The following is a 26187-nucleotide window of genomic DNA, read 5'->3' on the forward strand; positions in this document are numbered from 1 at the left end:
TATTGACAACGTTTAACCTTAGTAATAAGCTAGTACTTGAAATTACATAGACAAAAATAAACATAAAACGCCTTTTGTTTGATTTTTTAAGCGTTTTCGATAATTATTACTTAAATAATACTAATTTTATAAACATATATTACTTAAAAACAACTTTATGCCAAACAAGTAAATCCATATATTGGTCAACCTATTTCTTCGGAGAATGATCGCTAACCTTAAAGGAGGATATTTTATGAAAGCCCTTGCAAAAAATGGGTACTTGCGGCAGAAAAAAATATTGATACTTGGCTTTACGGTTTTTCCAATCGTGTTTCTATTGACCTTTACGTATTGGCCCATGCTGAATATGGTCTGGTACAGCTTCACAAGCTGGGATGGCATCAGCAACGTCAAGGAATTTGTCGGTCTGGATAACTATGTTCGCGTGCTGAACGACCCTCAATATTTTTCCGTATTCAAAGTCAGTCTCTATTATATTGCAGGCTCCGTGCTCAATTTGTTTCTCTCGTTATTCATTGCTACCATTTTAAATTTCAAGCTCAAGTTCTCTAATTTTTTCAAAGGCGTTCTGTTCTTTCCTTATTTGATTAACGGTGTAGCCGTCGCCATGATCTTTCTGTTTTTCTTTCAGCCGGACGGGGTGCTTGATTCGTTCCTGTCGCTGCTCGGCTTGAACAGTTGGATCCAGCAGTGGCTGGGGAATCCGAACCTGATTAACCCATCCATGGTGTTTGTATCGATGTGGAAAGGACTTGGGTTCGCGATCGTCCTGTATCTGGGCGCGATGCAGTCCATTGACAATAGCGTATACGAGGCGGCAAATGTCGATGGCGCGAATGGGTGGCAAGTGTTCAAATCGATCATTATTCCTTCGATCAAGCCAGTGTTGACCATCCAGATTATATTGTCTGTCAAAGGCGCCTTAAGCGTGTTTGAAATTCCGTTTATTATGACGAACGGGGCCAATGGCAGCATGACATTCGTCATCCAGACGATAAAAACCGGGTTTAACTACAACAAAGTCGGGTTAGCCTCCTCTATGGCGATGATTCTGTTCATCATCATCATCATCATGACCGTGGTGCAAAAATTTATCTTGAAAGAGGAGAAGTAGGAGGATCAACATGCAAAATACACGGACAAAAACAGGTCGTGAGCTTGCCGTCAATGTCATGAAGTATTCAGTGATGATTATTTCTTGTTTGATTATTTTGTTGCCGATCGTCGTCGTTTTTTTCGGTTCCTTTAAGACCCACGCCGAATTTTATGATTCGAATCCACTGGCGCCGCCGGCCAGCTTTCTTAACTTCGACAATTATAAAGCGGTCTTTGTAGAAGGGAAGCTGTTAACCGGCTTTATCAATACGGCCATTATTATGGTCATTTCCTTGACAGGCTCGATTCTATCGGGAACGACGATCGCCTATGTGTTTTCGAGGTTTCAGTTCCGAGGCAAAAAAATACTGCAAAATATGTTTTTGTTTGCCGCACTCGTACCGGGAGTCACGATGCAGGTGACCGTGTTTCAAGTCATTAACCAGCTGGGAGCATTCAATACGCTGATGGCGCCCATCCTGCTGTATATCGGAACGGATATTATGGCGATTTATATCTTTATGCAGTTTATCGACAGCATCTCCAAAGATTTGGACGAGGCCGCATTGATTGAAGGCGCTTCCTATTTCCGCGTGTTTTTCAAAATCATATTGCCTTTGCTCAAGCCGGCTATCGTAACCATCATCATTATTAGCGGCACCACCATTTATAACGATTTCTACACCGCGTTCTTGTATATGCCAAGCGCTGACCTGGCAACGATCTCGACGTCTTTGTTCAACTTCAAAGGGCCGTATGCCTCGTCCTGGGAGATCATTCTGGCCGGCATCATTGTCGTTATGTTCCCGATGTTAATCGTGTTTCTTACCCTGCAAAAGTACATTTACAACGGGTTAACAGCGGGTTCAGTTAAATAAAAATAAGGAAGGGATGGTGAGCGTAATGGCGGTATGCCGCAACCTGATGCCGTCATTGCCAAGGTTATGAAAAAAACTATGATTCTCGCTCTATCCATACTGCTGGCAGGATTCTCAATCGCTGGATGCTCCTCGAGCAAAAACGCGGACGCCAACACAAGCAAATCCTCGATTAGCGGTGACATCGTGGTCATTACCAATGACGCGGGCTCCATTGATACGTTATTCAAAGATTACGAGAAACGATTTAAGGAGAAATATCCCGAAGTCAACTCCGTTAGATTCGAAGCCGTGCAAGATTACGACAATAATATGAGAACGCGAATGTCGACGAAAAACTATGGCGATGTCCTCTATAATCCGAACTTGAGCGCGGACAAGTTCGCTCAGTTCTATGAGCCGCTGGGCACGGTAGAGGACATGAAGCAAAAGTATACCTTCGCCGAACGCGGCGCTTATGACGGACAAGTATATATGCTTCCGGTATCCGGCGACGTAAGCGGAATCATGTACAACAAAAAAGTATTCGAGCAGGCCGGAATTACGGAATGGCCTACTACGGTGGATGAGTTCATGGCCGATATGAGAGCAATCAAGGAAAAAACTTCTGCGATTCCGTACTACAGCAATTACAATGCGGGCTGGCCGCTGTCCCAATGGAAAGGGAACGAGGCAGTCATCGCCAATGATTCTGCTTATCGCAACCAGACGCTCCCGCATGATCCAGAGCCTTTTGCAGCCGGGAAGCCGAACTATATTCTGTATCATGTGTTATACGATCTGACCAAGGAAGGTCTGATCGAAGCGGATCCAACCACTTCTGACTTCGATAAATCATTGCAGATGATTGCCAATGGACAGATCGGCAGCATGGCGCTCGGTTCCTGGGCACTGTCGAATGCACGTTCCTTGGCGGATAATCCGGATGATGTAGGCTTTATGCCATTCCCGAATGCCGACCACAAAGCTATGCTGAACGCCGGCTATGGCATGGCTGTGAATGTCAACAGCAAAAACAAAGCAACCGCGAAGGCGTTTGTGGAATTTTTCATTACCGAGTCAGGCTATGCCGAAGCGCAAGGCAACGTGCCTGGAGTCGTCGGAGGCAAGGTTCCGGAATCCCTCAATGATATGGAAAAGAATAATGTGGAGTTCATGGTAGAGCTGCCTTCCATACAAGGCGAAGAAGGTCTGGTCGAAGAAATTCTGTCTCAGTCTGAAGTTGGTCTGTATGACGAGAAATTCGGACGCCGCATCATCGATACGGCCCTTGGACGTTCTCAAGAAGGCTTTACCTCCTTCGATGACATTGTGAACCGCATGAACCAGGATTGGTCCAATGCGCAAAAAGAGGTTTTCGCGAAGAGAAACATACAATAGACAGGTTGCAAGGCTGCCTGAAGAAGCCTAAGAATGCGTGGATTCCACTGGAATCTTACCGGCTTGCGCTCTTGGAGGCAGCCTTTTGATTTGTCTGACACGAATGACGATCAGAAAGAGGGTTGACCATGTGTAACATATTGATTTTCAGCGATGATGCCTTCCCCGGTTATCGTCCTGTTCCCATCGATCTTCCTCATGCCGTGTCCTGCAGTGCTCAGGAGCTGCGGCATCACCTGACGGAATCCTTCGATGTATTTGTAAATATGCATGGGGCTTATTTCCCGATGGACGCCTTCGAGACGATCGAGCGATTTCTGGAACAGGGGAACGGTTTCCTTCATTTTGGAGATGTCCCTTTTCAGTATCCGGTCATCTGGAACGGAACCGGCTGGGATGTGCAGAAGCAGCAGTGGAGCTATCTTCGCAAGCTCAACATCCACAGCTTCATGAATGTCGGCGCCGAGGAATGCGGGATTGCCGCATATGAGGTGAATCGGATGAATCCGGTCGCGGACTCCCTTATGCCGCTATTGGAGGTTCAAGATACTCGTAATTTGATTATGGTGCCGACCAAAAATAAATATGTTCCCAAGGAATGGGGGTCCGTCGGTTCGATGGATGCCGCCATTTCCCCGCTGGTCAAGGGCCTGACCCAAGACGGAGAGCATTACAGCTCACCGGTGGTCTTGATCGAGAACCGCGCAGGGAAATATCGCGGGGGCCGGTGGATTTGGGTCAATCAGGAGATAAGCACGGAGGACCGGAATAGCTTCGCGCAAGCGGTAACCGATTTAGGAGCATTTGCCGCCAGAGGAGTCAGAGAGATTTTCATCAAGCCTTCCTTCGCTTCTTATCTGCCCGGCGAGAAAGCTAGCGTGACCATCCAAATCGAAAACCCGGCAATGGATGGCGCCTGGCACTGCCACCTTGAATTAATACACGCTGGCGACATAATTGCTTCGGCAGATCGGGAGGTAAGCGGGTCATCCTTTACCCTTACGGATCAAGTACCATTTGACTGCGAGCTGAAGCCTGGCCACTATGAGATATTGATGAGCGCCACCAGCCAGGATGGGGAGCGGAGGCAGTTCAAGCAAGGCTTTTGGGTGAGGGATGACCAGTTGCTAAGCAGCAGCGAGCGAGTGAAATGCGGCACCGACTATTTTATCATCAACGGAAAACCTGCCCCTGTGGTCGGGACAACGTATATGTCCAGCGATTATTCCCGCGCCTTCCTGCAATATCCGAATCCGGGAATCTGGATGGATGATATGAGAGACATGAAGCAACAGGGGATCAACTGGATTCGCACAGGGATGTGGTGCAACTGGAGAAGGTTCATGCTGGATGACGGGCATTTCGATGAATTTATCCTGCGCAGCATTGATGCGTTTATACAATGTGCGGCGGCCCATGGCCTGCAGGTTACCTTTACGTTCTTCACGTTTGTGCCTGAGCCTTGGGAAGGCAGCCACCCTTATTTGGATATACGAAGCCTGGAGGCGCAGAAACGGTTTATTGCCCACATTGTGGGCAGACATCAACATACGACCAATGTGGATTGGGATCTCATCAACGAGCCCTATGTCTCCGATCATCCGTCCCAACGAAGAAGCGATGATGATGTACTGGAGAGAAATGCGTTTCAGGCCTATATGCGCGAGAAGTATCAATCGGTAGAGACCATGGCTGCCGCACTCGATATTCCGATATCGGATGTTCCTGATTTTTCGGCCCTGCCTCTTCCTGAGAGGCAGCATATCAATTTCGATATTACGGACATGGGCGACAGTAAGAACGGGCTGATCTGGCAAGATTATTTGCAGTTCTGCACCCATATGTTCCGCCAATGGACGGAGGAGATGAAGGCGGTTATTACTGCAGTGCAGCCATTGCAGTTGGTGACGGTCGGACAGGATGAGGCGCTCCGGGGCCAACGGCCCACGCCTCTCTTAATTGGCGATTTGCTGGATTATAATGCGCAGCACACCTGGTGGCTGCTTGATGATCTGGTATGGGATACGGTCTTCACGAAGTACTACGGCAAGCCGCTGCTCGTGCAGGAGACGGGCATTATGTACTTGGAAAATGCGGATAACAGCCCGCGCCGGACCGAACGGGAGATCGCTGATTTGCTGGAGAAAAAATTCGCATATGCCTTTGCCACTCGCTGCGCAGGCGTTATCCAGTGGGTCTGGAATACGAACTGCTACTTGCAGAGCGCCAATGAATCGAACATTGGAGCCATTCGTTCGGATGGCAGCAAGAAGCCGGAGATGAAAGTGAGCCGTCAGTTCGCAGAGTTCTTCGCGCAATCTCAGGATTATATCAGTGATATGGCGAAGCAGGAAGAAATCGCGGTTATTTTTCCATTTACGAATGACTTTTCCAACAAAAATTTTGCGCAGCAGGCAACGGCCCAAATCATCAAAGTGTTGGCCTATTACAATAAACAACTGGCCATGGGTGTGAGCGAATATGAACTGGAGCCGCTTCTCGAAGCTCAGCCGAAGCTGATTTTCCTGCCAAGTCCGCATCATATCGACGGAAAGCAATTCGAAAAATTGATGGCCCTTGTTCGTGAGATGGAGACGACCTTGGTGATTACCGGACCGATTTCATTGAACGAATATTTCGCCAAAACCAATCGGGCGCAGGGACTGGTAGGGGATACAAGCTTGGAGCCGCTGTCCCGATTTGAGCGTCTGACATATGCCGACAAGAGCTACGAGCTGTCCTTTGCCCACCATAATGCCGGCAGAGCCTTCAAAGAGAACGGGGCGAATGGCGAGGCGGCCGTGAATATCCCGCTTGGCAAAGGCCGCTTGATCTGGATCCCGCTTCCGATTGAGCTTGCGGAAGAGCCTCATGTTTTGAAAGAGATCTATGCCGATCTGATTCGGGAAGCGCAAGTGACGGAGCCGTTCCAATTGGAAGGCGACAGCTGCGGAATATTCGTGAGCCGCTTGAACTGGCAGGACGGCATCCTCTATACGATTATCAATGAGACCGGAGCAGACCAGACGCTCCGCATTCGAGATCATGTTCTTAATCAGACGTATTCATTAACGGTTGGAAGCAACCGAAGCAGTCTTTTTACGTTGGATAAGGACGGTACGGTCATAGCCAGCTATAAAAATGATTCCATCATACAAGCCAAATAGTGAGAGAGGTAACGAAATGATTAAGCTTGATCTGAACGGAATGTGGAGAATGAAATCTGCTCTGGAGGAGGATTGGATTCCGGCTCAAGTCCCCGGATCTGTTGCTTCTGACTTGCTTCGGGCCGGTCTGATCCCGGATCCCTATTATAAGGAACAGGAATATGAAGTGTTTGGTCATTTTTATAATGACTACGAATATGAACGGGAGTTCTGGGTCGAGCCGTCGTTGCTGGAAGCTGCCGATCAACTCGAGCTGTGCTGCGAAGGTCTCGATACCATCGCTGACATTCACTTGAACGGCGTTCAGCTTGCTCATACCTTCAATATGCACCGCACGTATCGTTTTGCCGTTGATGAATTGATTACGCCAGGACACAACTTACTTCACATTCGCTTTCACTCCCCGGTTCAGTACGTCGAGAGGAAGCAAAAGGAGCTAGCCTTGTGGGCCGCAAACGGCGACTATGTCGTGCAAGGCTTTCCTCATTTGCGCAAAGCCCATCATATGTTCGGCTGGGACTGGGGCCCGAAGCTCCCTGACAGCGGAATCTGGCGTGATATTTACTTGGCTGCTTACGAGAAGGGGCGATTGGACGATGTCTACCTTACGCAGAAGCATCAAGAATCAGGTAGTGTCATGCTGGATATCCGCGTTTCTGTCGAACAATACGGCAATGCGCCGCTTGAGCTGATTACAGAGCTGACTGCGCCGGACGGGAACAGGCTGGTGTCGGATGCGCGTCCCATCGCTGGCGGGACAGACCATATACAGCTTCATGTGGACGAGCCGGAATTGTGGTGGCCGAATGGACTGGGCGAGCAGCCGCTCTATGAATTGAAGCTATGGCTTCGCAGCGGGTCCGCCACCGTGGATGACCAAGTCTATCGCGTAGGTCTTCGCACCTTGACGGTAAGGAATGAGCCGGATCAATGGGGTGAATCGTTCGAGTTCGTCATCAATGGTGTCTCCATCTTCGCCATGGGCGCCAATTATATACCGGAAGACAATATCAGGGACAGGCATTCCATTGAGCGAACCGAGCGCTTGATTCGGGATTGCGTTGAAGCCCATTTCAATTGTATTCGGGTATGGGGCGGGGGCTTCTATCCGGATGACTATTTCTATGATTTATGCGATCAATACGGGTTGATTGTGTGGCAGGATCATATGTTTGCCTGTGCGGAATACGAAATGAACGAGGAGTTCAGCAAAGAGATTATTAGCGAAATCGCGGACAATGTCAGACGTATCCGGCATCACGCTTCGCTGGGCCTATGGTGCGGCAATAATGAAATGGAAATGGCTTGGGTCGATTGGGATTTTCCGAAGCGGGAGAAGTTAAAAACAGACTATGTGAAGCAATTTGAAATCATCATTCCCGAAATCACCAAAGCCCATGATCCGAACACCTTTTATTGGAAAGCATCCCCCTCGTCGGGCGGCGGCTTCGATGAGCCGAATGCCTATCACAGAGGAGATGTTCATTACTGGGAAGTATGGCACGGAGACAAAAAATTTACGGAATACCGAAAGCATTACTTCCGGTTCTGTTCCGAGTTCGGATTTCAGTCCTTCCCGTTACTGAAAACAGTCCGCACCTTCACCGAGCCGGGTGACCGGAATATTTTTACGCCTGTCATGGAAAGTCATCAGAAAAACGAGGCCGGAAACGGTAAAATTCTTGCCGGAATCTCGGATAACTTCCTGAATCCGAAGGATTTCAGTTCCCTGCTCTATGTGTCACAGCTCTTGCAGGCCGAAGCGATGCGATATGGCGTGGAGCATTGGCGCCGCAACCGCGGGCGCTGCATGGGCTCGATCTACTGGCAGCTGAATGACTGCTGGCCTGTCGCCTCGTGGTCCAGCCTAGATTATTACGGCCGATGGAAGGCGCTCCATTACAGCGCCAAGCGATTCCATGCTCCTGTCTTGCTGTCTGCCGAAGAAGAAGGCTCTCAAGTGAAGCTATGCGTGACCAACGATACGCGCGATCAAGTCAAGGGTACGGTGGTATGGAGGCTGCGAGACGGCTCTTCCGCTATTGTTCAACAGGGCAGCATCGACATGGAAGCCAATCCCCTGTCCGCTCGCGAATGGGTTACATTGGATTTTTCGGATGTGATAGTGAGCGACAAGATAAAGCGCAATGTGTACGTCGAGTATGAGCTGCTCGTGGACGGGGCAGTAGTTAGCGATGGTTATGCGCTATTTGTGAAGCCGAAGCATTATCAGCTCCAGCAGCCGGAGCTGCATGCGGTTGTGTCCGAGGAGGACGATTGTTTTGTCATCCAGGTGCAGGCGAGCCAGCTTGCGCTCTTTGTGGAGCTTGATTTCACGAATATAGATGCCATATTCGAAGATAACTATTTTCATGTGTCTGCCGGGGAGCCGAAACAAATTCGAGTCATGAAAGCCAATCTGTCAAAGCCTGCTTCCCTGCGCACACTGCAAGATGAGCTGCAAATCCGAAGTCTGTTCGATTCGTATCTCACGCTCTAATCAATCGGATAGAAGCCTGCTATCCAGCAGCGCGCATTATTCCAAAGCAGGAGAGAGGAACGTCCTCTCTCCTTGTTGCATTGTCTTAATTGTCATTCCGCCTCATGCAGCCGCTTCCGCTCTGCTCAATCCCCAAGCCAGACCTCGCTCAGGCGGCGGATTCCCTCGTCGATCCGGTCGATCGGAATGCCGCCGAAGCCGAGGAAAAATTCTGTGCGGCTCTCCGCAGGCGGACGCAGCCAGGTGAACGCTGCCGAGGCCAGGCGAATGCCGGCTTCTCTGGCCCTCCGTACCAGCTCTTGATCGCTATGAGGGCTCTCGAACCTCATCAGCATATGGAACCCGGCATCCGTCCCGGTAATGCCGGCGCTCTCGCCGAAATGCCGCCGGATGGCTGAAATAAGGCAGTCATGCTTGTTCCGGTACAAGGTACGCATCCGGCGGACATGCCTCTCCAGATGCCCCCGCTCCATGAACAGCTGCAGCGCGTGCTGGTTCCAGCGGGGGGCCGACTGCTCGAACAGCGTATAGTATTCCATGAGCTGGTACGTACCCAGCAGCGATGGCGGCAGGATCATATAGTGAATGCCGACCGCCGGAGCGAGCACCTGGGCGAACCCGCCCAGATAGATGACATCGGATTCGGGGATAAGCCCCTGCAAGGACGGAATCGGGCGGCCGTAATAGCGCAGCTCGCCGTCGATGTCGTCCTCGATAATGAAGCCGTTCGTCCGCCGGGCCCATTCCAGCAGCTGAAGCCGCTTCGCAATCGGCATAATCATGCCGCGCGGGAATTGATGGGACGGGGAGACGCAGACGATGCGGGCGGCGCTGTCATAGAGCTCGCCGATATGAATGCCGTCTTCCTCCAGCGACACGGGCGTCACTTCGTAGCCCTGCTGGCGGAACGTGGCCGGGCAGAGCAGATAGCCCGGATTCTCCACCGCGATATGGCCGGCATGCTCCCGCAATAGCTTGGCCAGCAGGGTCAGCAGGACATGCGGATCCGAACCGACGATAACCTGCTCCTTCGTGCAGCGGACTCCCCTGAATTGATGCGCATATTTCGCGATCTGCTCCCGCAAGCCCGGCTCTCCCTGCGGATCTCCGTACCAGAGCAGCTCCTTCCGCTCCGGCACGAGCAGCTCCTGGAAGATGCTTCGCCACACCCGGTATGGAAAATGGGCGCCGTCGATGCTGGACAAATGAAAATCATACGGATACGTTCCCGCGTCACGGGCGGGCGCCGCCCGCTTCGTCACGCCATCCGCTTCCGAAGGCCGCTGCGGCTCCGCGTCCCCGATCCCGAGCTGCAGGTACGGCTCCGGCAAATGCTGCACATAATACCCTTTGCGCGGCACGCTGGCAATGAATCCTTCCGCGGCCAGCTGGTTATAAGCCAGTTCCACCGGCGTCGGGCTGAGCGACAGGTAGTCGGCTAACGCCCGGATAGAAGGAAGCCGCGTCTGCTCGGCCAGACGGCCGGATGCGATTTCGCGTTTGATATAATCGACAAGCTGCAAATATTGCGGTATAGGGCTCTTATCATCAAGCCTCGGAATCAACAGCATGGCAACCTCCACTGACCTGTTCATTAACTGAAAATATAGATAATCAAAGTATACAGGAGCTGACGCTCATGAAATAGGCCAATCTGCCAGCCTGACGTTGATTCCGGACTGGCGGCTGGTCTGCTTCCTCGGCGACTGGCGGGAAGCGGCGGCCATGCCGCCATCGCTCTGACGTCAGGTCACATCGCCTTGAGCATCAAATCCGTCAGCTTCGACATGACCAGCGCCGCTTCCTGGCGGGTCATCGCCTGCCGGGACGCGAAGTCGACGGCCCCGTCCGCGAGCAGCTTGACTTCCGGCCCGTACAGTTCCAACGCCGCCATCGTCTTCACGCTGTCCGCATACGTATCGTCGGTTCCCTCGGCCAGCTTCACGCCGCTCAGATCCGGGCGGGCATTCTCCAGAATCGGCGCCATGCCGCGTACGATCATCTCTGCCGCTTCCTGCCGGCTGATCGTCTCCTCCGGACCGAACCGGTCTTCCGGTACTCCTTCCGCCAGACCGAGCTCAAGGGCCGTCTGAATCTCGGCATGGGCCCAATGGTTCGCCGCATCGGCGTACGCCGGACGCTGTTCGGACAGCGGATAGCCTAACGCGCGCATCATAAGGGCGATCAATTCCGCCCGTGTCACCGGCTTCTCCGGACGGAAGGTCCCATCCTTGAATCCCGCCGCCCGATCAATGGCCTGCAAATAATGAATATGTGAGGCATAAGGGCTGTCCTGGGCCACGTCACGGAAGGCTTGCTTCGTGATCTTCTGGGCGTAGCTGACCGGATTCAGGTATTTCAAATAATCGACCGTATGATCGCTATTCTCCTTGAAGGCAAGCAGCTTCCCCGCTTCATCCTCGAACAGAAGCGTATCGATCTGCTTCGCGGAGTGCCGCCCTAGCACATCCTCGACCAACAGCTCTCCGTCTCCCGTTGCCGTAACGGTGGTCTGCAGAATTTTCACTCTCAGATCGAGATAGACCCCTTCCAACCTCCGAAGCTGCTCCATCGGCGTCCGAAGGAACGTCCGCGCCTGCTCCTTCTTCGGATAGTACTGGTTCATGAAGGCGGCATACCAGTCCGAGCGCAGCATCCCTTCCGCATTGGCGGAGATGAATATGCCTGTCTTCTGATCCGGCAGCAGCCACATGCAGGAGGCGAAGCCGAGCAGATCTCCGCCCTTGGAAATGACATGCTGCCCGTTGCTGCCCTTAGGCTCGCTCTCGAAGCCGTACGTCGCATCGGGGAACGCCGGATGTATCGGCTCACGGTAGATCTGCATGGCCTCGACCGTCTCCGAACGAAGTATCCGGCCGTGGTTATTGGCGCCGCCATTCAATTGCGCAATCATGAATTGGGCCATATCACTGCCTGTCGTGTTCATCGCTCCGTCCGGCCCTTCCGTAGGCGTTACGCCATACACCGAAATCGGCTTGCCGCCACGCTCATAACCGGTAGCCAGCCGCTCCAGCACCTCCTTCGTCAGCAGGAAATCGCTGCTGGCCATCCCTAGCGGCTTGAAAATATGCTCCTTCATATATTGATGGAATGGCATCCCGGAGACTTGCTCTATAATATAGCCTTGCAGGATGTAGGCGAAATTGTCATACATATAAGCTTCGCCCGGCTTGCGAACCACCGGCGGCATTCTTTCCTTAATATAAGATTGGATCGAGACCGTGCGGGACAGATCTTCCGGGAAATCGTCCATTGTCTCCAACGTAACTTGAAATCCAGACGTATGCGTCAGCAGATGATGCATCGTCACGGGCTCCTTGAACGGATTGTCAATGCGAATATCCCCCATATAGCGGTTGATATCGGCGTGCAAATCGATCTTCCCCTGCTCCGCCAGCTGCATGACCGCGGCCGCCGTAAATGTCTTGGAGACGGAGGCGATGCGGAATACGGTTTTATCCGGATCAACCGGCACCTTCCGTTCCATGTCGGCATACCCGTACCCCTTCTTCAGCAGCACTTTCCCATCCTTGACGACGACAACGACAGCGCCACCGGCATCCTTCGGTTCTCTCTTCTCAAAAAAAGCATCCGCAAACTGCTCCAGTTCACGCGCGTCAGCCGGACCGGCTTGACGGGCCTTGTCTGCCGCAGCGAATGTGGTCGGACCGTACCCAAGACCGGAAAAGACCATTCCTGCGATGGTCATGACAATCACTCCTTTGACCGCTCTGATCCCTATCTTCATCATACTCCCCATCCCTGTTCCCTTCTCTCTTGACATCAATGGCCACGACTGCAGGGGCGTCCGCAGCAGCGGAGATCCCGTTATCGGATCCGTACGGCATGCGTCTCATGCCCCTCCTCGACGATTACCAGCTTCTCCGCCCGCGTCTGAACTGCCTGAACGATGAACTTCACTTCAACCGGGATCAACCGAACGAAAAATCTCGTGTCACTGGCCGGGTACAGCTCCACGCGCACGGTGCCGGGAGTCTGCAAGTAAAGCCGGCCGTCCTCAATCAAAACGGAGATGATCCCGTCCCCTCCGTCCTCCTGTTGGTACAGTCCGGCATAGCACGGATATAAACCCGTGTCGACGGAAGCAATCCGTTTCTCTAACGGCCGCTGCGGAATCTCATAAGGCTGGTCGAACAAAATTTGTTCGGCGGCGTCGATAACCGCCTGGTCGAACTCGACATCCTGCTCCCGGTTACGCAAATAAATCAGTGTCATATCAGCCTCCAGATAGCGGTTCAGGAGGGAGGCATACCCCGGCCAGCCGCCGCTATGGCTAACGACGCGTCCTTTTCCTTCCTTATCTTCTACTATCCAGCCGAACCCATAATCGAATGTCTCCCCATTGTTCAGGCGAACGGGAGCATACGCTTGCTCAAGCGATGGCCCGCTGACAAGCTTCCCGGCTTGGAGTGCCCGGTCGAAGGCGAGCAGATCATGCACGTTCGAGCTCATCGCGCCATCTCCCTGGATACCGTCAAGGTAGACGACATATTGCGTCTCCGGCACAAGGTCGGGCAGCTCATACCAGGAAGAATGATGATCATACACATAACCGTATGCGTAATTGTCCATCACATCGTCCTCCATTCTCCGGCTGTAGATTCTCGAAGCGTTCATACGGAGCGGAAGGAAGACCCGCTCGCGCATGAAGTCGGCAAAGATCTGCCCCGTCGCCCGCTCAATAATCAGCGCAAGCAGCACATAGCCGGTATTGCTGTACAGCCAGCTCTCATTCGGCTCGAAATAAGCCGGCAGCCGATGCTCCGCCAGCATCGCCAATACATCGGCGTTCGTCGCGATTCGCTTCCGATCCCAGTGCTCGCAGAACAGCTCCATAAAGTCCGGCAGTCCTGACGTATGACAGAGCAGATGACGGATCGTAATCCCCGGGTAAGGAAGCTCCGGCAGCCACTGGGCTACCGGGTCGTCATAACCCAGCTTCCCCTGCTCTGCCAGCAAGATGATGCCCGTCGCCGTGAACGGCTTCGACAGCGATGCCAAATCGAATACTGATCCCGTCGTTAGCTGCCGGCCCGTCTCCTGGTCGGCCTCCCCAAAGGCGGCCTGATAGATTATCTCGCCCTGCTCGGCGGCGATGAAGACCCCGCTCATTCCTCCCTGCTCTTCCAACTTGCTGAATAATCGCTCGAACCGCTGGCGCTTCGTTTCCATACTCCGCTCTCTCCTTTTCTATACCTATTTTCGCAAGTCAATAATGATTGATTTAACTTAATTATTAAGATAACTTAACTGTTGGCCAAAGGAGAGCCCTCCCTCTCCTGCCCGGGGATGTCCTTCAGATTCCGGCATGAAGCATCAATCCGTCTCTGCCCCGCCCTGACAATCCTTCTCTACGATTCCTTTGAGCTTCATGATAATGTTCCTCAATGCCACGACTTCTTCATAATCGAGCTGGGTATAGTAGCGGTCGATAATGGTCCGCTCTAACTCCTCCTCCCGGGCGAAATGCTCCGCTCCGCGCTCGTCCAGGCGAACGAAAATTTCCCGGCGGTTGTTCGGGTTGATCTCCCGGCTGACGTACTTCGCCTTCTCCAGCTTGCTGACGATCTGGCTGACCGCACTGGAGGAGACCTTCATCCGATCCGCAAGCTCGCTGACCGTCAGACGCCCATGGTTGTGAACGAGATCGAGCAATATCGTCTGCTTCGCTGTAATCTCGCTGTCGATCAGCGACTCATGAGCTTGAAGCAGCATGACATTCATGGCATAATCCGCTTCAGTCATCTCCTTGACGAGTCGGATAAGGTCGTCGCTTGCCTTTTTCAATTACATCCACCTCCTTAATAGTTAAGTTATCTTAATTGTTTTCTATTCTAATCCATTCCGTTCGGTTCTGCAACCCAGACTTCCCTCTCACCTTGCCTCAAAGCGGCATTCCCTACGGAAATAAGAGCGCGCACGTCTGCATGAGCCTATCTGTCCTTTTAATTTCCGATAATCTGTATATTTCTATATATACAGTTGTTGGCTATAGTAAAAAATAGAACACTCAGGAGGGGAATATCATGACCACCGACAGACCAAAAACAGAAGCACCGGTTCGATTTTTGGAAGGCAAGCGCATTTACTTGCGTCCAATCAGCTCGGAGGATGCAGACTTCTATTACCAGATGCTGTTCAACCCGGAAATGAGACGATTGACGGGGACGCAGCGGCATTTTTCGAAGGAGCAAGTCGCCAGTCATATCGAAGGCAAAACACAATCCGCTTCCGACATGCTGCTGCTGATCGCGATCCGCGAATCCGATCAAATCATCGGGGATATTGAGCTTCAGGATATCGACAGCATTAACCGCAGCGCTGGCATGCGCATCGCGATTGATGCGCCCGCGAATCAGGGCAGAGGGTTCGGCAGCGAAGCGATCGGCTTGCTGCTGGAATACGCCTTCGGCATTCTGCAGCTGCATCGGATTGAATTGAACGTATTCGCCTTCAATGAACGCGCCATTCACGTCTACGAGAAAATGGGCTTCCGGCGCGAAGGCGTGCAGCGCGACGCCCTGTATTACAATCATGCGTATCATGATTCCATTATAATGAGCATCCTGGAGCATGAGTACCGCAACCGCGCATAACCCGATGAATCAGGGGCATTTTGCCCCTTTTCCGATCACCGTCATACCGATGCGGTCACTTGCTTAGCGTTGGAAACGCCGCCTCGAACGTTGTGCCAACGTCCGGCCTGCTCTGGACCTTGATAAAACCGTTATGTTTTTCCATAATGGCTTTGACGATAGAGAGCCCTAATCCAGAACCTGCAATATTGCGGGAGCGTGACTTATCGACACGATAAAAAGGTTCGAATATGTGCGGAAGCTCTTCGTCCCGCATTCCTATGCCTGTATCCGAAATTTGGATAATTGTATGAGATCCGCGCCGCGCGGTGGAGATTTGAACTTTGCCGCCGGGCGTATTGTATTTCACCGCATTCTCGATCAGATTGAACAAGACCCTGTACACCAGCGTCTTATTGCCGACAATCGGATGGCTGCATTCGCCTATCTGGATCTGGACACGCTTCTGCTTGCGCAGCGGCTCCAGCTCCTGCTCGATCGGCTGTAGCGCTTCAGACAAATCAATCACGTCCGTTGCGCTCTCCTGACTGTCTGCAGTCAGGTGCATTAAGTCTTCCACCACATCAATGAGCCGTTGGGTGCTTTGTTCCGTAATATCCACGGTTTCTCTGTAGTCTTCAATAGAGGGGGACTCATCCAATTTCAATACCTGAATCCCGGCTTTGATAGTCGCAAGCGGCGTTTTGAGTTCATGTGCGGCATTGGAGGCGAATCTTTTCTGTCTGGTGAAGGACTCATCCAGCCTGTTGAGCATCGTATTGAAGGAGTCGGCCAGACTCCCGATTTCATCGTTCGTCGAAATGGGATCAAGGCGTTGGGATAAGTTATTTTCATTGATGTTGCGAATGGTTGTGCTTAGTTGATTCACCGGACGCAAAGCTCTTCCCGCGATTGCATAGGTTGCGGCCATTCCGAAGGCAATGATGATAAACATATAGATGACGCTGGCATCTACGAACCTCTCATTGGCCTCTATTGTACTGACCTGAACAGAGATATTGTTTAATTCCCCATTATCGCCTTTTTCCCCTTCCATTGTGTCAGGATGAGCCCCAATTTCTATCTCCTTCATAAAGTCGGATATATCACCTTCAGTCCTGTTCATAGGGACAGCTCCTGCCATGAAAGGCTTCACAAATTTGCTCTCCGCATTATGGATGGAGATCAGCGTAACGCATACGGCGGTGAGAATAACGATGCAGCCGGTAAGCAACGTCAACCTCATACGCAACGACACCCTATTTAACATGGTGCTCACCCGCGGAATCGGAGATCATGTACCCCTGGCCTCGTATATTTTGGATCATATTCTTATCCCCCATCGCACCCGCGAGCTTTTTTTTCAAGGAATAGATATGAAATTTAAGAGAGTTGGAAAATAAGTCTGTATCGCTGTCCCATGTATGCTCTATCAATCGCTCCGCGCTGATGACACTGTTTTTGTTCAGCATCAGATATTGAAGAAGAGAATACTCCTTCCTGGTCAACTCTATAAGCCGTCCGTTGGCATAGGCGCATTTCCGAGCCGTATCGATGCTGATGGAGCCACAAGCGAGAACCGTATCCTGCTGCGCGAACGAGCGCCGCAGCAAATTGCGGATTCTTGCCTCCAGTTCATTAAAATCAAAAGGCTTGATCAAGTAATCATTGGCCCCGCAATCCAATCCCTCAATGCGATTTTCGATCTCGGAGCGGGCCGACAGTATGAGAATGTTGATTTCTTTGTTGTTGCCGCGAATGAGCTTCAACACTTCCATGCCATCCAATTTAGGCAGATTCAAATCCAGCACGATGACATCATATTGGTTGATTTCATGCAGTTCGATAGCTTCTTCCCCATCCATCGCCTTGTCTACCGAGTAGCCGCATTTCTTGAGTCCCTTCGCTAAAAGATTTGCTAGAGCAAATTCGTCTTCAACTAATAATATTTTCATTGCTATCCACTCCCCGTAGAGCCTGTACATGACCAAGCAGCCACGGATTGTGGCTGCTTGGCTGCTTCATCATACAGTTGCAAGATTATGATTGGTATCAAGTCACACGCTATCGGACATCATTTGTTACTTTATTGTTTTTGTGAGCATTACGCGGCCATCTTGGCCTTCACGCTGCATATTTTGCAGCATGCCAGCCTCCAGCGTAAGTATATCGACCTTCACGTTCTCTGTCTTATCCGCTTTAATCGTTTGAGAATCGATGATATTCGCAATTGTTTCATTCAATACCTTGTCCGTCTTCCGATCAAGCTTAAGGCTCTTGACTATTTCCTGCAGCTTCTTGGAAGTGATTTGCTCGGGCTTGAGGCTAGCGACCATGTCGTTAATTTTCTTTTCCGTCCTCTGATCCAGCTTCAGATCTTTAATCCCCTGGACCAATTCTTGTTGCATACCGAAGCCGGAGACTTGCTCCTTATCCATTTCTGGATACGAAGCCATGGATGCTGCCTTCAGCGCCCCCGAAGCCTCAGTTTTTAAATCCGCTTGGATGGAACTTGCCCCCGTAGCCGCAAAAGCGCTGAGCGGCAGCGCGGCCACCATGGCAGCCACCATAATCCCCGTTTTTAATACATTAACCTTTTTCATAGAAATCCTCCTGCAGTTCGTTTTTTTGGTGAATGACTTGCAACTGTGACTTTAGTTTACAGGGAGCACGGTTAGATTAAGGTTAGGTTTTAGGAGGATTTCAACGATTTTTTCATATGTTTTATACTTATTTTATCATATTTTAAAATTAATAGTCATTTCTTGTGATATTACCATATTCATAGGAATAGCTCTCGCCGAATCAAAGGGAGGAGAGTTGGCAATAGTAAGAGCCTAAGGACTAAGGAGGTGCCGACGATGGAAAATACGCATGAGTATGTAGAGAAGCTCAAGGAAACGCAGGAGAAGGCGGAGCGCAATCAGCAGAGGCAGGGCAAAGGCTCGCCGGGCAACAAGCTGCCGAACAAGCAGCACAGCACCAATAAGTAGAGGAAATGCCAAGGGGAGCGCGGGAACCGCCGCGTTCCCAATGGTTCCCCCGCCAACCTGTTCATCCCCCCTGCCCGTCTGATTAGACGAACGCAGGGGGGATAATGCCTTACGGCAAAAAATGATTCTGCAATGCGGCACACCGCTATATCAGGTTGAGCAAAATCGCTGCACCCAGAGCGGCAATTCGGGCCATATTCGTGATGATGAAGTTTTTGACCGCCAAAACGAAGGTATGCTCCTTGGTCTGCTTCTGCTGGAATGCGCGGATATTGCGCTGCACCGGGATCAGCGTGCATAGGACAAGCAGCAGAATAATCGGATTGACCTTCAAGATGAACAGGACGATGAGGTCCAGATAGGATGCATAATAAATGATGCGGAACAAGGCCAGCGCATTCGCCTTCCCGATATAGACCGGGAGCGTATACCGCTTATTTTCCACATCGTCTTCCATGTCGCAAATATTGTTGGCCAGCATAATATTCGCAATGCACAGAATCGCCGGTATGGAGATAAGGAACACCAGCAGAACCTCGATAATATTGATATCGACCTTCACATGCCAGTCTTCCAGCCACAAGGCCGCCAGCTGATGATCCTCCACATGGATATACGTGGAGATGAAGATGATGACGAACCCCATGAACAACCCGGAGAACAATTCCCCTAGCGGCATGCGGGAGATCGGGACCGGTCCAAGCGAGTACAAAAAGCCGACCAAAAACGATAATCCGCCTAAAAGAAGAATCAGCAGGCCGGTCTGCAAAAACAGAACAACCCCTGCGCTAATCGCAATGACGAGCAGCGTCATGACGGTGGCGACGACCGTCGATTCCTTCATTTTGTACTGCACGATCGCATTATGGACCTCATAGCCGTAGCCATGGGTTTTGATCGCCTTTTTGTAATCGTAATAATTGTTGATGGCCGTGGTCGCCATATCGAAGGACAGCAGAGAGGCGAGCATCAGCAAGAAATGGCTGACTTCGAAGGATTGGAACCGAAAGACAGCATACAGACTCCCGATAAAGAAGGGGATCATGCTGGCGGTTTTGGTCTGGATCTCGACCAGCTTGAGAAAGCTTGTGATTGTCACGTTTCATACTCCTTTGCATGTACAGCACCCGTTGAGGCTTCTTTCTGTCTTGCTTCTTTTCCTCTAAACTTTATCACCAGATCCAAGGGCCGTCCAGTTCCTTAGTATCTCCCGAAATGGCCGCAAAAAAGCCTGTAAAAACCAAGTCCGCGCACGCGGTTTCATCTTGACAAGGCAATCTATCAATATTAATCTAAAGGTAGATAGATCACTAGATTTTTATTCCAACCGCATATCTATCCTAGTGATAAAGGCAAACCCATCGAAAGATGGCGACGCAAAGCTACAGGGGCTTCAGCGAATGATACTCGCTATGCCAGCCAGTTACCGATAGAGATAGCTTGACGTGTCTTTCGCGAACGTTCCCAAGCCCTTCTTACTTCGGTAAGCGGGGCTTTTTCATTAGGATGGACAAGCGAAGGAACAGGTCAACTCCGTATTGACAAAGGCAAACCTGTTGAAAAGCAGGGACGCAAAGCTATAGGGGCTTCAGCGCTGCCAGCGCTCAGCCAGCCAGCTACCAATATTGAAGCAAGCGCCAGCTGCGCGCTCAACTCTACCAATCCGGATGGACAGGAAGAGTTGCGGAAGCAGAGGCGCCGGGCTTCAGAGGAGAGATTGCGATGAAATGGGACAAGCGTCTGTTGGGCCTGCTTGTATTGGCCGTTATCTTGTTCACGGTACCGGTCTATCCGGTTCACGCCGAGGATGCCATTATCAATAAATTAGTCGTGCTGCCAAGCAGTGAATATAATGTCAAGGAAGCCGAAGCCATGAAGGAACGGCTGGCCAAGATCCCCGCCCGAATTCTGAACCAGCTGTATGACAAGGGCGTCACAATCAAGCTGACGAACGACATCATTACGAATGAACCGGAGTTAAGTTATTTGAAGGGCGTGACGCCGCGAGGCTGGGAAGGCACCGGCATGACATGGGACGATGTTCCCGGCGTCAGCGAGCGCATTGTCGCCGCCCGCATCGGATACAGCAACAAGGGCCATGGACACAATTCGTTCAATCTGGAAATTCACGAGACCATGCATGCGGTCGACCGCATCGTCTTCAATGAAATCAGCAGCACCGAGGAATTCAAGAACATTTTCAATCAGGAAGCGAATATCAAGTATAACGGGGACGGCTACGTGTCGGTCCATCCGACCGAATACTTCGCGGAGACCGCCAGCTTGTATGTATACAGCGATGCGACACGGGAAGAACTCAAGGAGCTCACCCCGCTCACCTATGAATTCATGGACAAGCTGTTCGCTAATCCATAATAGACATAGAAGCTCCTTCCGGGCAGATGCCGCGGAAGGAGCTTCTTGTTCATGAGGCGAGCCTGCCTTATGGGTATACCCGGTCAGGCTGGATGGAATCCCACGTCTCATAACCGTCCTCGGAACGGCTGTACTCGTGGTGGTTCGTCGCTTCCAACACGTCCGAATAGTACCATTTGCCCGGCTTGTTGTCCGGCCATTGCTTCGCATCCTCGTGGATATCGGCTGCCTTCACCTTCCGATTCAGCACACTGTTAATGAAAGCCATCGCTTCCGCCCGCGTAATGTACTGGTTCGGCTTGAAGGTGCCGTCCGGATAACCTTTAATCCAGCCTTTGTTGGCCGCCGATACGATATATTTCTCTGCCCAATGTCCGGAAATATCCGAGAACATGCCGTTCGCTTGATCATTGAGCTTATCGAATCGGGACGCAATCGCGGCGAACTCCGCCCGCGTAATGGATTGGCCGGGCTTGAAGGTGCCATCCTGATATCCGGTGATGATGCCGGCACGTTCCATCGTCGATATATGTTTGTTCGACCACCGCTTCTTGGCTACATCCGAGAACGAATTCTGGTCGGTCAGATAGTTCACGCGGCTCTCGTTCTCCATCAGACGATAGAAGATAGCGGCGACTTCTTCCCGGCTAATCTGATTCTCCGGCTTCACCGTGCCATCCGGGTAACCGTTGATGTAATTGTAGTGGTTCTCCATATCCAGCTTCGGCGGAACCGGCGGCAATGGCGGCACCGGTGGCAGCGGCTTCGGCGACGGCGTTATTGTCGTGGTGCTTCCTCCCGAACTGCCGCCAGTACCCGGATCCGGATTGGACGAGTTTTTCGTATAATAGAAAATATATTCCTGTCCTTCCGCATCGGTGAACGTGTACGTGCCGCTCGACTTCACCGGCGTATAGCCCGATACCGAGACCGCTGTCAACGTGACTTGGTCTCCCGGCTTGCCGCTCTGCGTCGTCGGCGCAGCCAGCTGTTGGCCCGATCCCTGCTCCAGATACTTCACAGTCACCTGGCGTTTCGTCTGGGATGAGTCCTTTTTATAGAAAATATTCAACATCTGCTCCGGTTCGTCACTGAATGTATACGGGTAACTTGAATGCTCAGGGTGATAGACGGCGCCCGTCACCGTAATCGGAGACGTCCAGTACAAAATCTGATCGCCGGCTCTTCCCTTGACTCGCTCGGAGTCTTTCAGCACATGGTTCGTCCCGGCTTCCAGATGATTAATCGTCAGAAGCTGGAAATCCCCATGCTCGCCCTTCACATAGTAGAACGTATACTGCTGATCAGGAGCCGTTGTAATCGTGTAAAGCTCATTGAATTTGAGCGGCGTATATACGGCATCGGTGACGGTAATCTGATCCGCTCTCAACCACAGCACTTCCCCGGACTTGCCGGAATGGGTGGACGGAGCTTGCAGTGCCAGATTCGATTCTTGATCCACGTAGTGAACCGTTACCGTGTACGTCTCGCCTTCATTTACTTTGTTATAGTAGAAGGTGTATTCCTGCTCGGTGTCTGCTGTCACCGTGTACTCGACGCTATACCGTTCCGGCTTGTAGACCGCATCCGTCACCGTAATGTCTTCCGCCGTTAGCGTAAGCGCCGACCCAACTTCCCCGGTGCGTGAAGTGGACTCCTTCAGGGATTGTTCCGTCGCCCGATCGACGTAATGCACGATTACGGTGCGCTCTTCGCCTGTCGGATCATCTTTGGTGTAGTAGAACGTATACACCTGGTCAGCTTCTGCCGAGAACGTGTACTTGTGCGTCGCGTTCAACGGCTTGTAGCCCGCCACTTCTTCCGACGTCAGTTCGATGGTCTGCCCGGTTACGCCTTCTTTCATCGTTTCGTCAGCCAGTACTTTGTCTGTACCCTTTTCCAGGTACTTCACTGTTAGCGTCTGACTGCTTCCGACGTAGTAGAAGATGTATTCGTTCGTTCCTGCTTTGAACGTGTACTCATACGTCTCGTTCTCCGCTGTGTAACCCGGAATCGGCTTCGCTTCCAACATTACCGTCTGACCCGTTACGCCTTCTTTCGTCGTTTCGTCAGCCAGTACTTTATCCGTACCCTTTTCCAGGTACTTCACGGTTACGATCTGCTTCTGGGCCGTGTAGTAGAAGATGTACTCCTGGTTGCCTTCCGCTGTGAACGTATAAGTATGTTCACTCGGCGCTACTGGCTCATACCCTTCTACCGGCTTCGCTGTCAGCAGCCTCGTCGAGCCCGTTGGGCCTGTGAACGTATCCGGATCGGCTACCTTAACATCCGTTGTGCCTTCCAGCAGATACTTCACGGTTACCGTCTGCTTCTTAGCCTTATAGTAGAAGATGTGCTCCTGGTTGGCGTCCGCTGTGAACGTATAAGTATGTTCACTCGGCGCTTCTGGCTCATACCCTTCTACCGGCTTCGCTGTCAGCAGCTTCATCGAGCCCGTTGGACCTGTGAACGTATCCGGGGCGGCAACCTCGACATCCGTTGTGCCTTCCAACAGATACTTCACGGTTACCGTCTGTTCCTTGGCCGTGTAGTAGAAAATATACTCGTTCTTACCTGCTTTGAACGTGTACTCATACGTCTCGTTCTCCGCTGTGTAACCCGGAATCGGCTTCGCTTCCAACGTTACCGTCTGACCCGTTACGCCTTCTTTCGTCGTTTCGTCAGCCAGTACTTTATCCGTACCCTTTTCCAGGTACTTCACGGTGACCGTCTGCTTCTTAGCCTTATAGTAGAAGACATGATCCGAATTTTCGCCGGCCTTCAGCACATAATTCACTGATTTCGGTTCTTCCGCTTCATAGCCCGCAATTTCTTCGGGTTTCAGCGTAAGCTCTTCCCCGGTTTTCCCTGTCTTCACACTTGGGTCCAGCAGTTCCTTGCCTGTTGCCCGGTCTACATAGCGAACCTTTACGCTTTGCTCTATTCCATTGTAGTAGAAGACATGATCTGGATTTTCGCCAGCCTTCAGCACATAATTCACTGATTTCGGCTCTTCCGCTTCATAGCCCGCAATTTCTTCGGGTTTCAGCGTAAGCTCTTCCCCGGTTTTCCCTGTCTTCACACTTGGGTCCAGCAGTTCCTTGCCTGTTGCCCGTTCTACATAGCGAACCTTTACGCTTTGCTCTGTTCCATTGTAGTAGAAGACATGATCCGGATTTTCGCCAGCCTTCAGCACATAATTCACTGATTTCGGCTCTTCCGCTTCATAGCCCGCAATTTCTTCGGCTTTCAGCGTAAGCTCTTCCCCGGTCTTCCCTGTCTTCACACTTGGGTCCAGCAGTTCCTTGCCTGTTGCCCGGTCTACGTAACGGACTTTTACGCTCTGATCCTTTGCTGTGTAATGAAAAGTAATCGTTACATCCTTGGCAGGCATCACGCCCGTTACATGCCCTTGGTCCACGCTCAGTCCGCTGCCCTCGCTAACCTCGGCACTGGCGAACTCATATCCGGCGAAATTCTTGCTGCTTATATCAATCGATTCGCCCGGCTTTTTGTCCGCATCACTGCGATCCAGCACCTTGTCTCCCGATTGATGAACAATCGTAAGCTTGTTAGGGACATCGTTGTAACCGAACCAAATAATTGGCGATGGCTTGCTTACCGTTAAATCAACCTTCGTTGGATTAGCTCCAACTCTCAACGTGTAACCTGGCACCGTTGGCGCTGGAATGGTATAGGATTGGCCGACCTCAAGCGCATCGCTTCCATTCTCCTCGTGGTAGCGGCTGTACAGCTCTTGGGCCAAATCAGGACGCTCGACTTCTTGACCGTCAGAATTGACCGGCTTGCCGTTGGCATTGACCTTATACGCCTTTACAAGAATCGAACCTTTGCCCAAGCCCACTCTCGGCACTTCGAAATCCTTCGACGTACGGTCACCCTTCGCATCGGTGTAATTCATCGTCGTTGTCTTGTTAGTCGGGTACAATTGTTTCGGATCCGGATTTTTGGAGTGATCCATTTTGACCCGGTAAGTAAGAGTCGCTGGATTGCCTTCCGTGACATTGCCGATGTCCCAGTTGAACGTCTCGGTTTGCGGGTTCCAGGTGACCTCCCCTTGAGAGACCTTATAGTCGTCCGGGCCGAAGGAGCTCCCCTTCAACTTCAGATCGAACATGTCCCCCATCGGGTCAGTGACTACCGCATTTTCAGCGGCAAAGGCAATTTTGCTGGCCAGCTCGGAGAAGATTCGCTCCAGACTGTCGCTGCTGCCCGAATAATAACCTTTGTTCCCTACATCCTTCAGCGTATTGGTTGCATTGCTATTGCTCCCCACATCCAACCCGATAGAATAAATGCCGATTCCGGCATCATGGGCCAGCTTGGCTTCGGAAATCGTGCCGATGCCATTGTCTTTAATTTCAAACTCATAGCTGCAGCTCCACCAACCACAAGTTTCCTTGCCCAAACCATACCAGCTAGATCCTAGGCTAAAACTGGAGCCCGACCCGATAATGTTTTTGTAGTTAAAATCAGAAAGAATAAACTGATGGCTATTATTTCCCCATGAACCTTTTACTGCAGTAGACGCCTTGTAACTATACGTCGGCTCCCCGTCACTCAGCAGAACGATCACTTTGTTGTTGGCCTGGCTTGTCTTTAAAAGTTCCTGAGCTTCGTGGAGTCCTGCCTGAATATTCGTTCCCCCGGTCGCCTGTATATTATCAATGGCACGTTTCAATTCCGTCTTCTGGTCAAGGCCTTTGAAGTCAGATACCTGATCAGAAGTCTTATTGAAGGTCACTACTGCAATTCTCGTGTCCGAGTCTTCAATCAACAGATTGTCAACGAATTTCTTGGCTGCATCCTTCGCCTTTGGCAATCGATTCTGGTTCGGTTTTTGGGTCATGCTTCCCGACTTGTCGATCACGAGCACGACATCGGAGGAGCCCGATTTCAGGTTCTTGCCTTCGACGGTCAGTGTAATATCCCATTCATCCAGCTTGCCTTCGACCGGGTTGGCTTCCTTCGTGAGCTTCACCGCTCCCGGATTCGGCCACTCAAGCTCCCCGGAACTCGCCGCCTGGGCGCCGATCGTGCCCGGAATCGTCCCAAATGCGACACTCAACATACACAACCATGTAACTACTAGTCTGAATCGGCGTTTCATAGTTTCCTCCTCATTTTTTCATCTGAGTCCTCCTTTGCAGAGTAAAA

The 26187-nt window shown here is 51.4% G+C and carries 17 protein-coding genes and 2 riboswitches; of the genes, 8 read left to right on the forward strand and 9 right to left on the reverse strand.

Annotated features, from left to right (window positions below):
• Window positions 1-235 precede the first annotated feature (235 nt).
• The 5 genes from FLT43_RS16050 (at window position 236) to FLT43_RS16070 (ending at window position 9023) form a co-directional block, all read left to right on the forward strand.
• Window positions 236-1117 (forward strand): carbohydrate ABC transporter permease, encoded by an 882-nt coding sequence (locus FLT43_RS16050; protein WP_087440412.1) that lies wholly within the window; start codon window positions 236-238, stop codon window positions 1115-1117.
• A 10-nt stretch (window positions 1118-1127) separates the two neighbouring features.
• A complete protein-coding gene (locus tag FLT43_RS16055) occupies window positions 1128-1976 on the forward strand; it encodes a carbohydrate ABC transporter permease (RefSeq protein WP_087440411.1) in 849 nt (282 codons plus the stop codon).
• Window positions 1977-2009: 33 nt separating this feature from the next.
• Entirely contained in the window at window positions 2010-3356 is a 1347-nt protein-coding gene (locus FLT43_RS16060) for an ABC transporter substrate-binding protein (protein ID WP_087440410.1), read from the forward strand.
• Window positions 3357-3484: 128 nt separating this feature from the next.
• On the forward strand, window positions 3485-6523 hold the full coding sequence (locus tag FLT43_RS16065; protein WP_087440409.1) for a cellulase family glycosylhydrolase: 3039 nt from the start codon (window positions 3485-3487) through the stop codon (window positions 6521-6523).
• Between the two features lie 16 nt (window positions 6524-6539).
• Window positions 6540-9023 (forward strand): beta-mannosidase, encoded by a 2484-nt coding sequence (locus FLT43_RS16070; RefSeq protein WP_087440408.1) that lies wholly within the window; start codon window positions 6540-6542, stop codon window positions 9021-9023.
• A gap of 125 nt (window positions 9024-9148) precedes the next feature.
• Here FLT43_RS16070 and pdxR read toward each other — a convergent pair whose 3' ends face one another.
• The 4 genes from pdxR to FLT43_RS16090 form a co-directional block, all read right to left on the reverse strand.
• A complete protein-coding gene (gene pdxR / locus FLT43_RS16075; protein ID WP_087440407.1) occupies window positions 9149-10594 on the reverse strand; it encodes a MocR-like pyridoxine biosynthesis transcription factor PdxR in 1446 nt (481 codons plus the stop codon).
• Window positions 10595-10773: 179 nt separating this feature from the next.
• Window positions 10774-12753, reverse strand: coding sequence for a serine hydrolase domain-containing protein (locus FLT43_RS16080; RefSeq protein ID WP_164776637.1), 1980 nt, complete (start codon window positions 12751-12753; stop codon window positions 10774-10776).
• A gap of 119 nt (window positions 12754-12872) precedes the next feature.
• Window positions 12873-14237: a serine hydrolase domain-containing protein gene (locus FLT43_RS16085; protein ID WP_087440405.1), complete on the reverse strand. Its 1365-nt coding sequence runs from the start codon at window positions 14235-14237 to the stop codon at window positions 12873-12875.
• A 144-nt stretch (window positions 14238-14381) separates the two neighbouring features.
• Window positions 14382-14852, reverse strand: coding sequence for a MarR family winged helix-turn-helix transcriptional regulator (locus FLT43_RS16090; protein ID WP_087440404.1), 471 nt, complete (start codon window positions 14850-14852; stop codon window positions 14382-14384).
• A gap of 239 nt (window positions 14853-15091) precedes the next feature.
• Between FLT43_RS16090 and FLT43_RS16095 the strand changes: the two genes are divergently transcribed.
• Window positions 15092-15661 (forward strand): GNAT family N-acetyltransferase, encoded by a 570-nt coding sequence (locus FLT43_RS16095; RefSeq protein WP_087440403.1) that lies wholly within the window; start codon window positions 15092-15094, stop codon window positions 15659-15661.
• 55 nt (window positions 15662-15716) lie between these two features.
• Here the strand turns inward: FLT43_RS16095 and FLT43_RS16100 are convergent, their stop codons facing one another.
• The 3 genes from FLT43_RS16100 to FLT43_RS16110 form a co-directional block, all read right to left on the reverse strand.
• Window positions 15717-16886 carry a sensor histidine kinase gene (locus FLT43_RS16100; RefSeq protein ID WP_244194009.1) on the reverse strand — a complete coding sequence of 390 codons (1170 nt, stop codon included), beginning with the start codon at window positions 16884-16886 and terminating at the stop codon, window positions 15717-15719.
• 13 nt (window positions 16887-16899) lie between these two features.
• A complete protein-coding gene (locus tag FLT43_RS16105) occupies window positions 16900-17595 on the reverse strand; it encodes a response regulator transcription factor (protein ID WP_087440401.1) in 696 nt (231 codons plus the stop codon).
• Between the two features lie 126 nt (window positions 17596-17721).
• Window positions 17722-18243, reverse strand: coding sequence for a hypothetical protein (locus tag FLT43_RS16110; protein WP_087440400.1), 522 nt, complete (start codon window positions 18241-18243; stop codon window positions 17722-17724).
• A gap of 258 nt (window positions 18244-18501) precedes the next feature.
• On the opposite strand from FLT43_RS16110, the gene FLT43_RS16115 reads away from it, so the two are divergent.
• The gene (locus FLT43_RS16115) at window positions 18502-18633 is read left to right on the forward strand and encodes a DUF4023 domain-containing protein (RefSeq protein ID WP_087440399.1); all 132 of its coding nucleotides are present in this window, start codon (window positions 18502-18504) and stop codon (window positions 18631-18633) included.
• 145 nt (window positions 18634-18778) lie between these two features.
• On the opposite strand, the gene menA is transcribed toward FLT43_RS16115, so the two are convergent.
• Window positions 18779-19732, reverse strand: a complete 954-nt coding sequence (gene menA / locus FLT43_RS16120; RefSeq protein WP_087440398.1) for a 1,4-dihydroxy-2-naphthoate polyprenyltransferase — start codon at window positions 19730-19732, stop codon at window positions 18779-18781.
• 242 nt (window positions 19733-19974) lie between these two features.
• Window positions 19975-20064, forward strand: a riboswitch (cyclic di-GMP riboswitch).
• Between the two features lie 105 nt (window positions 20065-20169).
• Window positions 20170-20257, forward strand: a riboswitch (cyclic di-GMP riboswitch).
• A 98-nt stretch (window positions 20258-20355) separates the two neighbouring features.
• Here menA and FLT43_RS16125 point away from each other — a divergent pair.
• The gene (locus tag FLT43_RS16125) at window positions 20356-21009 is read left to right on the forward strand and encodes an anthrax toxin lethal factor-related metalloendopeptidase (protein ID WP_087440397.1); all 654 of its coding nucleotides are present in this window, start codon (window positions 20356-20358) and stop codon (window positions 21007-21009) included.
• Between the two features lie 67 nt (window positions 21010-21076).
• On the opposite strand, the gene FLT43_RS16130 is transcribed toward FLT43_RS16125, so the two are convergent.
• Complete coding sequence (locus tag FLT43_RS16130) at window positions 21077-26140, reverse strand: MucBP domain-containing protein (protein WP_087440396.1); 5064 nt, start codon at window positions 26138-26140, stop codon at window positions 21077-21079.
• Window positions 26141-26187 lie beyond the last annotated feature (47 nt).

Origin of the sequence: Paenibacillus thiaminolyticus (assembly GCF_007066085.1) — a bacterium.
Classification (GTDB): Bacteria; Bacillota; Bacilli; order Paenibacillales; family Paenibacillaceae; genus Paenibacillus_B; species Paenibacillus_B thiaminolyticus.

What these genes read in the sequence shown, in the direction of transcription:
- FLT43_RS16130 (WP_087440396.1), bottom strand. Translation starts at nt 26,140, where the DNA reads ATGAAACGCCGATTCAGACTAGTAGTTACATGGTTGTGTATGTTGAGT.
- FLT43_RS16115 (WP_087440399.1), top strand. Translation starts at nt 18,502, where the DNA reads ATGGAAAATACGCATGAGTATGTAGAGAAGCTCAAGGAAACGCAGGAG.
- FLT43_RS16060 (WP_087440410.1), top strand. Translation starts at nt 2,010, where the DNA reads ATGCCGCAACCTGATGCCGTCATTGCCAAGGTTATGAAAAAAACTATG.
- FLT43_RS16095 (WP_087440403.1), top strand. Translation starts at nt 15,092, where the DNA reads ATGACCACCGACAGACCAAAAACAGAAGCACCGGTTCGATTTTTGGAA.
- FLT43_RS16125 (WP_087440397.1), top strand. Translation starts at nt 20,356, where the DNA reads ATGAAATGGGACAAGCGTCTGTTGGGCCTGCTTGTATTGGCCGTTATC.
- FLT43_RS16050 (WP_087440412.1), top strand. Translation starts at nt 236, where the DNA reads ATGAAAGCCCTTGCAAAAAATGGGTACTTGCGGCAGAAAAAAATATTG.
- FLT43_RS16100 (WP_244194009.1), bottom strand. Translation starts at nt 16,886, where the DNA reads ATGAGGTTGACGTTGCTTACCGGCTGCATCGTTATTCTCACCGCCGTA.
- FLT43_RS16110 (WP_087440400.1), bottom strand. Translation starts at nt 18,243, where the DNA reads ATGAAAAAGGTTAATGTATTAAAAACGGGGATTATGGTGGCTGCCATG.
- FLT43_RS16065 (WP_087440409.1), top strand. Translation starts at nt 3,485, where the DNA reads ATGTGTAACATATTGATTTTCAGCGATGATGCCTTCCCCGGTTATCGT.
- FLT43_RS16105 (WP_087440401.1), bottom strand. Translation starts at nt 17,595, where the DNA reads ATGAAAATATTATTAGTTGAAGACGAATTTGCTCTAGCAAATCTTTTA.
- FLT43_RS16085 (WP_087440405.1), bottom strand. Translation starts at nt 14,237, where the DNA reads ATGGAAACGAAGCGCCAGCGGTTCGAGCGATTATTCAGCAAGTTGGAA.
- FLT43_RS16080 (WP_164776637.1), bottom strand. Translation starts at nt 12,753, where the DNA reads ATGACCATCGCAGGAATGGTCTTTTCCGGTCTTGGGTACGGTCCGACC.
- FLT43_RS16070 (WP_087440408.1), top strand. Translation starts at nt 6,540, where the DNA reads ATGATTAAGCTTGATCTGAACGGAATGTGGAGAATGAAATCTGCTCTG.
- pdxR (WP_087440407.1), bottom strand. Translation starts at nt 10,594, where the DNA reads ATGCTGTTGATTCCGAGGCTTGATGATAAGAGCCCTATACCGCAATAT.
- FLT43_RS16055 (WP_087440411.1), top strand. Translation starts at nt 1,128, where the DNA reads ATGCAAAATACACGGACAAAAACAGGTCGTGAGCTTGCCGTCAATGTC.